The following is a 12,968-nucleotide window of genomic DNA, read 5'->3' as shown; positions in this document are numbered from 1 at the left end:
CTACTTCTCCATCTTGCAGAAATAGGCAAAGCCTAACCTGCTGGGTGAAGCAGCCGGTACATCCCATTAGCCGACCTTGGACAAGGCCGTCCTCATTCACTTGCAGTCCCATGATGGTGACTTTGATGCACAGCTTGTGCACGTGGACAAAACCATGTCTTGCGCAACGGCGATAGCGGGATTTGGCCCGCGCCATTGCGCGAAGATAGTCCAGCCCCGGGCCTTGATCACTCGTCCGTCTCGGTGGGGGGCAGACCTGCGATCCCCGCCGTCCGAGCGCAGCCCATCATGCCGGGCATGCCCGGCCTGTAATGCCCCATCGTGCCTTTCGTGAACTGACCAAATCCGCGCCTCCCTTGCGCAACTTCGATGGCGTCGCAAACGATTGGCATATCTACTTGTCGCAGTCGTTCAAGCAGCAACCGGAATGGGTTGGCTTGTCGTGAGGTCAGCTTTCAGAGTTGGGTTAGGGCAGCAACACGGTCAGGCCGTCCGTGACTGCAGAAGCCACTTGATCGGGCGCTTCCAGCAGCGCGAAATGACCGAGCCCCTCAGGAATCTCGAGGACAGCACGCGCGGCGCGGTCAGATGCTCTGCCGCTCCAGCTCTGGAGGCTGCAAGTTCTGTCTGCGCGGCAATCAGATGAGATGTGCTTTCAGCCATGGAGGCGACGCGATCCAGACGCTCCGAGTTTGTGTCAGACAACATCAAATGCCAGTTTTCAATAACCCAATCGCGCGCGCCTCCGGCAAGAATGTGGTCGCGCGCAGCTTCACGATTGGCGCGGTTACCCGCTGGATCAGGGAATAGATTACATGCCAACAAAACGATGGCCTTTGCACGCGCCATCGCGTGAAGATTATGCGCAGCGACCATCGCGCCCAGACTAAACCCGCAGACAATTGCGCCGTCCGTGACGGCAGTGCGCAACGGCCCCTCATAATCTTGCAAATGCGTCGAATTGAGTTCGATGACAATCCGGTTTGCGACGGACACACCCAGGTAATCAAGAACCGGCGCGAACACGTCGGGCGTACACAGCGTGCCGGGTAGAAGAACCCAGTGATCAACGATGGGGTGTGTCATGGCAGGTTTCGACTATTCAGCGACCATTCCATAACTCGGGATCAAGTGAGCGGCGGCAACATAGCCCTGCGCATCAAGCGCATGGCCCTTCGCGAACGCGGCCTCGATCACATCGCCTCGGAATTTGGGGCGCTTTTGATGGTCACCTGCGACAATCAAAAGCAGCTCAACGGTCTTGGCGCCGGTATTTTGAAATCCGCGCAAGACACCCTTTGGGATTGAAAACGTCTCCCACGCGCCCACATCGACGGAGACATTGCCATGGTCATTCATCACAGCGCGCACCCCGCTTTCGCGCGGGATCACAACCATCTTCTCATCCAGTATAAACGGCGAAACCCGTTGCCCCGGCTGAACTCGAAGCCACTCCATCGAAAATCCGTGCGGATTGCTTATTCTGGCCGTATGATCGCGGTTCTGGGTGATGCCGTGTCCAATGACGGGCGCAATCTCAGCGCCGCAGTCCGGCAGTCCCATATCTATGAAGGCGGGACGGAAGTCGCGATCTTTTGTGCTCACCACCCGTTGCCGCATCTCTTCCGGGCTGTATGCGCGCAGTGACGCAACCTCCTCGGCTGCCATGGGCGTGATACATTGTTCAGCGCTCGGAACGGGGTCGCCTTTGCTTGTGTCAATCAGCACGTTGTCTTTGGACAGGTAAAGCCCAAAACCTGCGGCCTCTTGAATGATGTCGGGGTGGAAGATGACCCCGCCTGTATTGTCACCACCAAGCGTCGTAAAAATCCAGCCGTCCCCTGTTCCGCTGTTCACAAATCCACGGTAGATCCATGTGGGCACCGAAATGATGTCGCCGGGGCGGCCAACCAATTCATTCTCACCGTTCGGTCCCCAGCGGAATGTGTACTCACCATCATAGACCATGAAAACTTCGGCCGTGAAATGGATGTGGAGATTGTTGGTGATCCCCGGCGGCATCGCTGCCGCACCAATATTGAAGCCATGCGCTTCAGGTAGATTGATGACCTGCTCTTTCGAGGATGTCACACCGGGGCCAATGATCGAATAGTTCTGTTTCAGATGTGAGCCCGGTTTCTTGCAATCGATGAAAGCCACTGCGCAAGACTGGTAGTCGCTGCGCTTGATGTGTCGTGCGTCGGCCTCGGTTTGGGAAATCCTGGTCATGTCCTTTGGTCCTACGTTTCGGTTTTCGTTCTATGCAATCCGGCGGGGATGCGAGCCGTACCGCGAATAATCAGTTCGCCGGGGATCTCGACCTTTTGCGGCTTGTGCTTCGTGTCCGATATTTCGCTAAGCAGCATCTTGGCAGTTGCATCGATCATTTGCGGCAATGGCTGTCGGACTGTGGTCAGATCAAAAGTCTTCCATTGTGCCATCGGCGCGTCGTCATAACCGATCACTGAAACCTCCTCCGGCACGCGCAACCCCAACTCTTCGCGCAAAACTTCCAGCACGCCAAAGGCCATATGGTCATTGGCGACGAACAGGGCATCCGGCACTTCCGCTTGGGCAAAGAGTTTCCGCGTTTCGACCATCGCGACGTTCCGGCGGAAGTGGCAATCCACGCATGCAAGCGGCTCTAGTCCCGTCGCCTGCATTGCTGCCATGAACCCGTTGCTGCGATCCACGCCGTTCAAAGCCTTGCGCCAACCGGCCAGATGGGCAATACGGCTGTGGCCCGCCTTGATCAGAAATTCCGTCGCTTGCTTGCCGCCCTCGAAATTCGAGGCAGTGACCATGGATACATCCGGATCTGACTGGCCACGATTGAACAAGACGCAGGGAATGCCCGACTTCCGCACCCGCGCCACCAATTTGTTGGACAGGCTGATAGAGGCCAACACGATGCCGTCCACCTGATCGGCTAACAGATCGTCAATAATCGCATCAACCTCGTCCGAGCTGTTGCCCGCGAAATAGACCGTAACGGAGTAACCCTGCTTGTTGAGCGCCTTTGAAAGGTCCTGCAGAGCTTCCCCAAAGAATCCGTTTTTTAGGTAGGCGAGAACGATGCCAATCCGAAATGAGTTGCCAGAGTTCAGCGACCTCGCGACCAGATTGGGGATGTAGCCCAACTCTCGCGCAACTGCGCGCACGCGTTCCACTTTGGCAGGATCAACGGAGGCGGAGCGGGAGAAGACGCGGCTGACTGTCGGCTGGCTCACACCTGCCGCCTTTGCCACATCATATGTTGTTATGCGTGCTGAACCCATGTTTTTCGCTCGTTTCCTATTTCGTCGTATCCCGATAGGGCGCGCCTTCACCATATGGGACATTGATCCCGCCAAAGCGCCGGACGCGAATGTTACATTGTTCTGCGTGGCCAACGAAGCCTTCCAACATGCACAGGCGCGAGCCGTATTCACCTACCGTCGTCGCAGCCTCATCCGTCAGGATCTTTTGATAGCTGTGGGTCTTGAGGAATTTCCCGACCCAAAGCCCGCCCGTATACCGCCCGGCTTTTTTGGTCGGCAGGGTGTGGTTTGTCCCGATGACCTTGTCGCCATTGGCCACATTCGTGCGCGGGCCGAGAAACAGCGCGCCGTAACAGGTCATGTGTTCGAGGAACCAGTCATCGCGATCGGTCATCACCTGCACATGCTCGGAGGCAATATCATCGGCAACGGCCAGCATTTCGTCATAGCTGTCGCACAGGATCACTTCGCCGTAATCCGCCCAACTGACCGAGGCTGTGCCTGCCGTGGGCAGAATGGTGAGGATACGGTTGATCTCGGTCAGCGTTTCTTCTGCCAGCATGCGCGAGTTGGTCACCAAAACGGCGGGTGAGTTATATCCGTGCTCCGCTTGTCCCAGCAGATCGGTGGCGCAAAGTTCGGCGTCAACCGTCTCATCTGCGATCACCATCGTCTCCGTCGGGCCGGCAAACAGGTCGATGCCCACGCGGCCGAACAGCTGCCGTTTGGCTTCGGCCACAAACGCATTGCCCGGGCCAACCAGCAAATGCACAGGATCAATTGTCTCAGTCCCAAGAGCCATAGCACCAACAGCCTGAATGCCGCCCAGCACATAGATCTCATGCGCGCCGCCCAAATGCATGGCGGCGATCACACCGGGGTTCGGCTCCCCCTCAAAAGGCGGTGTACAGGCGACAATGCGCGGCACACCAGCGACGGAAGCCGTGGCCACCGACATATGCGCAGAGGCCACCATGGGGAACTTGCCGCCCGGCACATAGCAGCCGACACTTTGTACAGGGATGTTCTTGTGACCGAGGATGACACCGGGCAAAGTCTCCAGCTCTATATCCAGCATCGAGTCACGTTGCGCTTTGGCAAAGTTTCTGACCTGCTCTTGCGCGAAGCGGATATCCTCCATCTCACGCGGGCTGACCTTGGCGATGATGTCTTTTATTTCAGCGTCACTCAGCCGATAGCTACCGCGATCATAGCCGTCAAACTTGTTGGCGAGCGCTCGGACGGCCACGTCGCCCTCAGTCTCGATCTGCTTCAGCGTCGCGCCCACGATCTCCGCCACTTTGGCGTCATCTTCAGCGCGGTCTGCCTCGGGCTTCCCTCGTTTTAGATATTCGATGGCCATAGCTCTACATCCTGATCCGGTCTTCTGTTTCGGGATCGAACAGGTAGAGGTGGTCCTGGTTCAAACTGATCCCCACGACCTCGTCCTGATCCTTGCGCAGATGGCGGTCGCCGCGAGCAATGACGCGCTGCTGGCCCCATTGCACCGTCAGAAGTGTGCTTTCGCCTGTGTTCTCAAAGGCATAAATTGTCACATCGATATCCCCCTGCCCTTGCTCGTGCACATGCATGTCATCCGCACGAACGCCCAAAATGGCCTTCGCACGATCCGGCGAATTAACAGGCACCAACCGCGTGCCACCCGTGGTTACAAACATCCCATCCGTAACCGATCCGTTGATCAGGTTCATGGCGGGAGACCCGATGAAGCCTGCAACAAACAGGTTGGCAGGGTCGTTATAGATGTCATCCGGCGTACCCAGCTGCTGGATGATGCCGTTTTTCATGACGGCCACACGATCAGCCAACGTCATCGCTTCGATCTGGTCGTGGGTGACATAGACGGTTGTGATCTGCAGAGCGCGCGACAGGTGCTTCAATTCTGCGCGCATGGTCACACGCAATTTCGCGTCCAGATTTGAAAGCGGCTCATCCATCAAGAACACTTTGGGTGTCCGCACAATCGCCCGGGCCAAGGCGACGCGCTGACGTTGACCGCCAGACAACGCCTTGGGCTTGCGATGCAGAAACTCGGTCAATTCGACCTGCTCTGCGGCTTTCTCCACCCGCGGTTTGATCTCTGACTTGTCGGTCCCGCGCACGCGCAGCGGGTAGGCGATATTGTCGAAGATCGTCATATGCGGGTAGAGGCCGTAATTCTGGAACACCATGGCCACGTCGCGGTCTTTTGGCAGATCATCATTGACCATCCTGTCGCCAATCCAGATCTCGCCTGCTGTCGGGTCTTCGAGCCCCGCGATCATCCGCATCGTCGTGGTTTTGCCGCAACCCGATGGGCCAAGAAGTACCAGAAATTCGCGGTCTTGGACGTGCAGCGACTGATTGTCGACGCCGATAAAATCGCCCCAGCGTTTGGTCAGATTGTTGAGTTTGATCTCGGCCATTAGCGGACGGCTCCCATGGTCATGCCTTGCACGAAGTATTTGCGGATCATCAGGGCGAGGACGAACATTGGTGCCATGATGATGATGCCTGCGGCAGATAACAGGTTCCAAAGGTCCCCCTCTTCGCCTTTGAAAAGGGCCAGCCCGATGGGCAAAGTCACCGCCTCCTTGTTGGTCAGGATCAGCGCAAAGAGGAATTCGTTCCAAGCAATGATGAAGCAGAAGATCGCGCTGGTCAGCAAGCCAGGTGCGGCCATCGGCAGGACGATATTGCGGATCACCTGCAGGCGAGAGGAGCCGTCGACCATCGCGGCCTCTTCCGTGTCCATCGGGATGCCGTCGATGAAGCCTTTGATCATCCAGATTGCGAAGGGCATCACGATGGCGAGGTTCACAAGGATCAGGCCGAGCCGCGTGTCCAGCAGCCCGACATCGCGAAACATCACGAAAAACGGCAGAATGATCACAACCGCGGGTACAAATTGCGTGGCAAGGATGGTGACCAGCATCAGTGTCTCGCCGCGCATGGAGAACCGGCTAAACGAATAAGCCGCAAGCGTGGCAATCGGAATGGCAAAAACTATCGTGACAAACGCGACAATGGTCGAATTCAGAAGTTTCTCGCCCAGCCTGTAGGGATCATCAAAGACGATACCGAAATTCTCCAACGTCGGTGTGAAGAACAGTTTCAGTTGGTAAACATCGACATGGCTTTTGAACGCCGCGAGGAAAATCCAGACAATCGGAACCAGCATGATGAACATGGCGATCAGGATCAGGACAGTCTGGATCGCGCCAAACAGTTGCTTTTTTTGTTTACCTGTCATTGGTCAGCCTTCCGGAAAACAAACTTGGCGTAGGCGTAGGTCAGGAAAATCATTGGGATCACCATCAGCCAAGCAACGGAGGCCGAATACCCGATCTGGCCGTACTTCATGCCGTTGAAATAAATGTAGTGGCTGAGCGTCTGGGTCGCAGTGCCCGGCCCGCCATTGGTCAGCATGAACACCTGATCGAAGGTCTTGAGGCTGAAGATTGATTTCAAAATGATCACAACCGCCAGAACAGGCGCGAGCTGTGGCAGGGTCACGTCCTTGAACACGCGCCAGCCGCTGGCGCCGTCAACCTGCGCTGCCTCGATGGTATCGCGGGGCACGCTGGCCAGTCCACCGATCAGAACAAGCGTCAGGAACGGAATCCAACCCCAGACATCGGCCATCACCACGACGGCCAAAGCCAATTGCGGATCAGCAAGCCAGCTGACATCAGCAAGCGGTGGGATCAGCACGCCGAAGAAGGCGTCAAACAGGCCGAATTCAGGATTGAACATGAACCGGAAAGAGACACCAATCAACGCAGGGCTCATGGCGAAGGGCAGGATCAACAAGGTTTGCGCCGAGCTTCTCAAACGGCCGCCGGGCGCGAGCAGCAGCGCCAATCCAAGCGCGAAGATCGTGGTCAGGCCAACAGTCAAGATCGTGTAGACCGCTGTGACCCAGACGGAGTTCCAGAATGCAGGCTCTTCAAAGAAGGCCCAAAGGTAGTTCTCCCAGCCCAGATACTGCTCCAATGAGCCGGGACGGTTCAGCCGCCCGACCGTGAAGGATAGGCGCGCGGCTTCGATTAGTGGCCAGATCGCGGTTGCGAAGACCACGAGCACGGCGGGCAAAACCAGAAGGTATTTCAGTGTATTGTCGCGCATAGGGGTGCTCCCAATCCCTTTAGCCCGAAGCGGAGTCAATCCGGGCGGGTATGGAACGCGACGTATCGCGCCCCATTGTCTTTTCGATTACTTCAGAACGCCAGCGCGCTTGAGCACCTTGTCAGCACGTTCTGCCGCAGCTGTCATTAGTTCAGCCACGTCGCCACCTGATGCCGCTTCGGCGATAGCAGCGGACAAAATATCGCCGATTTCAGGCCATTCCGCGATTTGCGGCATGATGTCAGACTGTTTCAGACTGTCCCAAGCAGCGGCCTGAATACCGTCATTGGCCGCATTCACGTCCGGGTCCTGCAGCGAAGAAATATGCGTCACAACATTGTTGACGATTTTCTTGCCAGCCACTTCACGCTGGATTGCGTTTGCCTTGTCCATTTCCGGGTTCGACAGCCACTTCAGGAATTCCCAAGCCGCGTCTTGATTCTTGGAGTAGTCGGAAATCGAAAAAGGCATCGAGATCGCGTAAGTTTTGGTCTCTCCCTTGTAGGACGGCATGCCAGTGAAACCGACCTGATCTTTGGTCAGGGTCGAGCTGTCGGGATTGTAGAAGCCTGAATATGCCCACCACCAGACAGGCATCATCGCGGAGTTGCCCTGCATGAAAGACTGACGGGCATCCTGCTCGTTGAAGGCCACACTGTTTGGATTTGTCACGCCATGCTCGGTATGAAGCGCAACATAGTCTTTGGTTGCCTGAATGCCAGCCTCTGAGGCCCACGCGGCACTACCGTCATCGTTGAAGATGTCTGCGCCAGCGGCCCAGAGGAAGTTGATCCAGATGAACAAGTTCTGACGGTTGCCGTCATTGTTATAGTAGAGCGCTAGCGGGGCGATGTCGGGGTTCGATTCCTTCAGCTCCTTGCCAATCCGAACCACGTCTTCCCAAGAGGTGGGCGGCTCCGGGATCAGGTCCTTGCGGTAGAACATCAACTGCGGATGCGCGCGCAGCGGGAAGCCGAGCGTTTCACCTTCAAATTGCGCAGAGCGTGCGAAGGCGGCTGGGTAGCGATCCATGCTAATGCCGTCACGCTCCATCAATTCGTCGATGCGCTTGAGCCAATGCGCGTTGGGCGGACCCCAACTATCGAGGTAATTGACCACATCAAACGTACCGTTTGCGGCAATGCCCTCGGCGTTGATCTTTTCCTGCAAGGAGCCGAAAGGGATGAATGTCCATTCCGTCTCGATCCCGGTCATTTCGGTGAATTCCTCGTCGCGCAACATCAACCCGTCGAACTGGGGAGTCACCACACTGAGAATGTTCAGCTTAGTCCCCTCAAAGGGCTTGCCAGGCAAAAGGTTGTACTTCTCAAGATGTCCGTCGGCGAATGTAGCGACTGGCATAAATGCCGTTGCTGCAGCCACGGCCACAGAGGCCAAAAATGTCCGTTTGCGCATGTTATCCTCCCATTGCGACTGTGCATTCGGTTGACTATACACATCATGAATGCGCATTCAACAGTTATGAATGCGCATTCATGTTTATTTCGGAGGCACTCCCCTCCTATCAAGGCGAGAGGCTGCCACATGAGAAAGAATAACCTGAAACATCTGATTGCTGATGGGAAACCCATTACCAATGCCTGGCTCTCTATCCCGTCTGGCTATCTGGCCGAAGGGGCGGGCCATCAGGGGTTCGACAGTGTTACGGTTGACCTGCAACATGGTATGATCGGGTTCGAAACTGCCGTGACGATGCTGCAAGCCGTCTCGGCCACCCCTGCCATCCCTTTAGTGCGTGCGCCTTCAATTGAAGCGGAAGCAATTATGCATCTGCTCGACGCAGGCGCATTTGGTGTGATCTGCCCGATGATATCAACCACAGAGCAAGCGGAACGTTTTGTGGCCGCTTGCCGCTACCCACCAGAGGGAAACAGGTCCTTCGGCCCTGCCCGCGGTAAGTTGTTTGGCGGCCCAGATTACTTTGAGCAGGCAAATCACCAGATCATGGCCATTCCAATGATCGAAACAGCTCAAGCCCTGCGGGATATAGACAAGATACTGGCAGTAAAAGGCATCGACATGATTTATGTCGGCCCAAATGATCTGGCACTGGATTTGGGCGAAAAGCCTGGAGCGGAGATGGTCAATAGCGCGACATCCGAAGCAATTTCCCACATCAGCGCGCGCGCGAAAGCTGCGGGCATCGCAACCGGTATCTTTTGCAGTGATGGCAGAATGGCAAGGCAACGCCGCAAAGAGGGTTTCGACCTTGTCACGCCTGGGAACGATTTCAACCTTTTGATGAGCGCTATGACAGCGGCCATCGCGACAACCAACGAAGGCACCAGATCCTGATCTCTATCGCCTTCGATTTACCGCATAACAGATGCTAATCCCGCCCTGACCCACTGGACTGATGGTGGCCGAGTTCTTTAATCAAAGCTCGACCCTCGGGGCGACTATGGTGAGGCCGTCTTTAAGGCAATGCGGGCCGTCGAGATTGCAGTTCGTACCACCGCAGGTTTTCTCGAAGGAGATCACGGCGTCCCAATGATACGCCATGCCTCCAATCTGAAGGATGGATCACTGCGTAACCGTACACAACAGGATCCTGAAGCTCTGATGCACCACTTCGCCGCTGCCATGGGTCTTACAAGAATCCTCACTCTCACGGAATTGTATCGATGGATGATGCTAAAGAGGCGATAGAGTTCGTTTTGCTCGCGTGCCATCTATTGCGCATTGTTGATGCTCGACGCGTGATCAACAGTGAGTAAATCGTTGGTTGTCGTAGAACGGCCCTTTGCGGTCATTACCCACGGAGCCCGTCGCTGCGATGCAGCTTCCCCAAAACGGACTTCGGGTAAAGAACTGAGCGAGGCGTGTTTCTCACTCCTTGACCAGCGCGATGACATTATCAAGGACTTGCGCCGTTTGCCCATTGGGCCCGCGCGCGGTTCGGCGGACCCCACCGACAAAAGCGACCTCTTTGTCAGAAGCTGCATACCCAAGGGCAGCCAAGTCCTCTTCCGGTGTGGGGTAGGGGTGATCTGCCTTGCTCCATGACCATGGGGCTGCAGACCCATGCGTGACGATCAGCAACATACCACCTGACGCAAGCTGGCCATACGCCTGCGGAAGGACCTCCCGCTTTGGGAATTCGAATGGCGTTTGCAGGAACATCGCCGAGATGAAGTCATAGCGACCCTCAGGGAATGATATTGCGAGATCATGGTGTGCGAACAACATCCGGTCTGCAACGCCCCTTTTAGCTGCGCCGGCCTTGGCGATGTCCAAAGCTGCTTGAGCTATGTCGGTAGCGACAACATCCCAACCTTGCTGCGCGAGCCAAATGGCATCGTCGCCTTTGGCGAAGCCCAGGTCCAGCGCATGGCCCGGAGTGCGATCCATTGCGAACCGCTCTAACATTGCAAACGGCAAGCCTCGTGTCTGACGGCTCTAGCCACGATAAATCTCGTCCCAGAAATCTTGCGCAGACTGTCCAGCTGTTGGTTGCATTATGTTTCCTTTCTGTTTTGAAAGATCACCCCTAGCCCACTCAACAGGCTGGCCGCTGCAAAGACTGCGCCCGGAAAGAGCAGCGCTGTCGATGCTGCTTCGCTGGTGGCGCCCGATGCGTTTGCGAAATAGATGCCGCCCACGATCGCGATGCTGAGCGTGATGCCAAGTTGCTGCGCCGTCTGGAGCATCCCCGACGCGGCCCCGGCCACCTCATTTGATACCGTAGCGAGTGCGCCCGACATCAATGCGACATTGCTGAGCCCCATGCCAAACCCGACCAGCACGAGAGGTATCAACAGGACAGACGCCGTGATGTCATCACCGGCTTGCGCGAAGGCAAATACGATCATGACGATACCCGCACATGTCAGGACTGATCCAAGGCTTGGAAGCGCCCACGGGTTTGACGGGCTCCACCGTCCCGCGACAGCCGCCCCGGCCACGGCAAAGATCGGATACGCGGCTAGCGCCATAGCAACCTCTCCGGGTGACAGTTGCGGTCCGGCTTGCAAAGCGATCGCCAACAGAAAGGGAACGCCTGCAATGCCGCAAAAAACCAACAAGATCATGGACGCAAGTTGCAGAAACGGGGTGGACCTCAACAGGGCCGATGGCAGCAATGGCTCAATCTTGTCAGACACTCCTTTCCACTGTGCATAGATAACGTAGGCCAAGAGCAGGGCGCTTACCGGAGGCCAAACCATCATCCATATCGGCCACCCCATGGTCCGCCCCTGCACGGCTGCAAAGACAAGACCCGTCACAGCGAGCGCAACCAGCAGTCCATTCCAAAGGTCGATCCTTTTTGAAGGGCCGCTGTTATCCGAAGACAGGAAAGACCCCACAATCAGCGCTGATATAATGCAGGGCGGGATAACCAATAGGAAGACCGCGCGCCACCCCAATCCAAACAGATCAATCGTCAGGATCGTACCACCCACGATCGGGCCCGCAACAGCCCCCAACGCGCTGACCATGCCGAAATAGCCCACAGCTCGCCGTCGCTGGTCGGGTGGCAGGATCACCTGGGTCAACGCCAGAACCTGCGGCATCATCGTCGCGGCTCCGACACCCTGAAGAACACGCGCTGCAATCAGCACATTTATGTTCTGCGCCGTTCCTGCGGCCAGACCGCCAAGTGCAAAACCTGCCACACCAAACAGGAACAGCCGGCGTCGGCCCAAGGCATCACCAAACCGGCCCCATGGTAGAAGGAGGGCCGCAAGCGGCAAAAGATAGGCCAACAAGATCCACTGTGATTGTACATCCGTCGCTTGCAGATCACCTGCGATACTCGGCACCGCGAGGTTGACCACCGTGACATCCAGCAGCGTGATGAATGCCGCGAGCAAGAGAGCCCAGACGACTGTCCATTGCGTTTTAGTAGCGAGAGAGTGGTCTACCGATGATGAGGACATGGAGGCTCCAGTTGGATCAAGTCACGTGATTTATATTGTCACGTGACTTGCCGTGTCAATCTCACGTGTCGACAATTGTCACGAGAAACTGGATCAGGTACAGTCTGCACCATGAGAACAGACAACAGGCTCCCCCGTGTGCTGCACATCTTGCTTCATCTCGATGAGTTTGATGAGCCGGTGACATCTGAGCGCATGGGCAAGATGTTTGGCATGGATGCCTCTCTGGTGCGCCGCACTATGAGCGGTCTACGCAAACACGGGCTTGTGGCGTCGATTAAGGGGCACGGCGGTGGCTGGCACCTACAGCGTCCGACGGCCGAGATCAGTCTTTTGGAGGTCTACACCGCGCTCGACTCACCAAACGTCTTTGCGATCGGCGCGCCAGAGCCTTCCTCGCCTTGCTTACTGGAACATGCAGCAACCGACGCGACCAGAGCCGCCTTGGAGGCCGCACGTCGCCTATTTGAGGAAGAACTTAAAGGCGTATCCGTGGCAGACTTGGCCGGTCGAGTGAAGACTGAGTTGCCCTCTTGAGTTCGCGCCGCCGACCCCCAAAAGGCTTTCACTTCGCAGAGCGGCCCAAAGCCGCCTTCGAACAAGGTGTCCAATTCTGCGGTCGCAGCCCGCATTGCGGATGGGGTGGATGGCTCCTGCTCCACCGGCGTCGCAATGCGCC

At 56.7% G+C, this 12,968-nt stretch carries 13 protein-coding genes; 2 read left to right on the top strand and 11 right to left on the bottom strand.

Going from position 1 to position 12,968, the window contains the following annotated elements; all coding sequences use genetic code 11:
* Window positions 1-227: 227 nt before the first annotated feature.
* The 9 genes from Q0802_RS24380 to Q0802_RS24340 form a co-directional block, all read right to left on the bottom strand.
* Entirely contained in the window at window positions 228-392 is a 165-nt protein-coding gene (locus Q0802_RS24380) for a hypothetical protein (RefSeq protein WP_298922604.1), read from the bottom strand.
* Between the two features lie 91 nt (window positions 393-483).
* The gene (locus Q0802_RS24375) at window positions 484-1,086 is read right to left on the bottom strand and encodes a hypothetical protein (RefSeq protein WP_298922603.1); all 603 of its coding nucleotides are present in this window, start codon (window positions 1,084-1,086) and stop codon (window positions 484-486) included.
* A gap of 12 nt (window positions 1,087-1,098) precedes the next feature.
* Window positions 1,099-2,229 carry a cupin domain-containing protein gene (locus Q0802_RS24370; protein WP_298922601.1) on the bottom strand — a complete coding sequence of 377 codons (1,131 nt, stop codon included), beginning with the start codon at window positions 2,227-2,229 and terminating at the stop codon, window positions 1,099-1,101.
* An 11-nt stretch (window positions 2,230-2,240) separates the two neighbouring features.
* Window positions 2,241-3,278, bottom strand: a complete 1,038-nt coding sequence (locus Q0802_RS24365; RefSeq protein ID WP_298922600.1) for a LacI family DNA-binding transcriptional regulator — start codon at window positions 3,276-3,278, stop codon at window positions 2,241-2,243.
* Window positions 3,279-3,294: 16 nt separating this feature from the next.
* The gene (gene hisD / locus Q0802_RS24360; RefSeq protein WP_298922599.1) at window positions 3,295-4,623 is read right to left on the bottom strand and encodes a histidinol dehydrogenase; all 1,329 of its coding nucleotides are present in this window, start codon (window positions 4,621-4,623) and stop codon (window positions 3,295-3,297) included.
* A gap of 4 nt (window positions 4,624-4,627) precedes the next feature.
* Complete coding sequence (gene ugpC / locus Q0802_RS24355; RefSeq protein ID WP_298922597.1) at window positions 4,628-5,686, bottom strand: sn-glycerol-3-phosphate ABC transporter ATP-binding protein UgpC; 1,059 nt, start codon at window positions 5,684-5,686, stop codon at window positions 4,628-4,630.
* The gene (locus Q0802_RS24350; protein WP_298922596.1) at window positions 5,686-6,513 is read right to left on the bottom strand and encodes a carbohydrate ABC transporter permease; all 828 of its coding nucleotides are present in this window, start codon (window positions 6,511-6,513) and stop codon (window positions 5,686-5,688) included. The genes ugpC and Q0802_RS24350 overlap by 1 nt, the downstream gene beginning before the upstream one ends.
* Window positions 6,510-7,388, bottom strand: coding sequence for a sugar ABC transporter permease (locus Q0802_RS24345; RefSeq protein WP_298922595.1), 879 nt, complete (start codon window positions 7,386-7,388; stop codon window positions 6,510-6,512). Before Q0802_RS24345 ends, Q0802_RS24350 begins: the two co-directional genes overlap by 4 nt.
* Before the next feature lie 87 nt (window positions 7,389-7,475).
* A complete protein-coding gene (locus tag Q0802_RS24340) occupies window positions 7,476-8,804 on the bottom strand; it encodes a sugar ABC transporter substrate-binding protein (protein WP_298922594.1) in 1,329 nt (442 codons plus the stop codon).
* Between the two features lie 129 nt (window positions 8,805-8,933).
* Here Q0802_RS24340 and Q0802_RS24335 point away from each other — a divergent pair, with 129 nt between their 5' ends.
* On the top strand, window positions 8,934-9,704 hold the full coding sequence (locus Q0802_RS24335; RefSeq protein WP_298922592.1) for an aldolase/citrate lyase family protein: 771 nt from the start codon (window positions 8,934-8,936) through the stop codon (window positions 9,702-9,704).
* 534 nt (window positions 9,705-10,238) lie between these two features.
* On the opposite strand, the gene Q0802_RS24330 is transcribed toward Q0802_RS24335, so the two are convergent.
* On the bottom strand, window positions 10,239-10,778 hold the full coding sequence (locus Q0802_RS24330; RefSeq protein WP_298922590.1) for a class I SAM-dependent methyltransferase: 540 nt from the start codon (window positions 10,776-10,778) through the stop codon (window positions 10,239-10,241).
* Window positions 10,779-10,867: 89 nt separating this feature from the next.
* The gene (locus Q0802_RS24325) at window positions 10,868-12,289 is read right to left on the bottom strand and encodes an MFS transporter (RefSeq protein WP_298922589.1); all 1,422 of its coding nucleotides are present in this window, start codon (window positions 12,287-12,289) and stop codon (window positions 10,868-10,870) included.
* A 111-nt stretch (window positions 12,290-12,400) separates the two neighbouring features.
* Here Q0802_RS24325 and Q0802_RS24320 point away from each other — a divergent pair, with 111 nt between their 5' ends.
* Complete coding sequence (locus Q0802_RS24320; RefSeq protein WP_298922588.1) at window positions 12,401-12,826, top strand: Rrf2 family transcriptional regulator; 426 nt, start codon at window positions 12,401-12,403, stop codon at window positions 12,824-12,826.
* Window positions 12,827-12,968: the final 142 nt, after the last annotated feature.

This window comes from uncultured Roseobacter sp., from assembly GCF_947495275.1.
GTDB lineage: Bacteria > Pseudomonadota > Alphaproteobacteria > Rhodobacterales > Rhodobacteraceae > Roseobacter.
This window is presented reverse-complemented; position numbering and strand designations above follow the sequence as displayed.

Excerpts from the sequence above, each read along its gene's own strand:
- Q0802_RS24365 (WP_298922600.1), bottom strand. The coding sequence starts at position 3,278 with ATGGGTTCAGCACGCATAACAACATATGATGTGGCAAAGGCGGCAGGT.
- Q0802_RS24345 (WP_298922595.1), bottom strand. The coding sequence starts at position 7,388 with ATGCGCGACAATACACTGAAATACCTTCTGGTTTTGCCCGCCGTGCTC.
- Q0802_RS24335 (WP_298922592.1), top strand. The coding sequence starts at position 8,934 with ATGAGAAAGAATAACCTGAAACATCTGATTGCTGATGGGAAACCCATT.
- Q0802_RS24330 (WP_298922590.1), bottom strand. The coding sequence starts at position 10,778 with ATGTTAGAGCGGTTCGCAATGGATCGCACTCCGGGCCATGCGCTGGAC.
- Q0802_RS24350 (WP_298922596.1), bottom strand. The coding sequence starts at position 6,513 with ATGACAGGTAAACAAAAAAAGCAACTGTTTGGCGCGATCCAGACTGTC.
- ugpC (WP_298922597.1), bottom strand. The coding sequence starts at position 5,686 with ATGGCCGAGATCAAACTCAACAATCTGACCAAACGCTGGGGCGATTTT.
- hisD (WP_298922599.1), bottom strand. The coding sequence starts at position 4,623 with ATGGCCATCGAATATCTAAAACGAGGGAAGCCCGAGGCAGACCGCGCT.
- Q0802_RS24325 (WP_298922589.1), bottom strand. The coding sequence starts at position 12,289 with ATGTCCTCATCATCGGTAGACCACTCTCTCGCTACTAAAACGCAATGG.
- Q0802_RS24375 (WP_298922603.1), bottom strand. The coding sequence starts at position 1,086 with ATGACACACCCCATCGTTGATCACTGGGTTCTTCTACCCGGCACGCTG.
- Q0802_RS24380 (WP_298922604.1), bottom strand. The coding sequence starts at position 392 with ATGCCAATCGTTTGCGACGCCATCGAAGTTGCGCAAGGGAGGCGCGGA.
- Q0802_RS24340 (WP_298922594.1), bottom strand. The coding sequence starts at position 8,804 with ATGCGCAAACGGACATTTTTGGCCTCTGTGGCCGTGGCTGCAGCAACG.
- Q0802_RS24320 (WP_298922588.1), top strand. The coding sequence starts at position 12,401 with ATGAGAACAGACAACAGGCTCCCCCGTGTGCTGCACATCTTGCTTCAT.
- Q0802_RS24370 (WP_298922601.1), bottom strand. The coding sequence starts at position 2,229 with ATGACCAGGATTTCCCAAACCGAGGCCGACGCACGACACATCAAGCGC.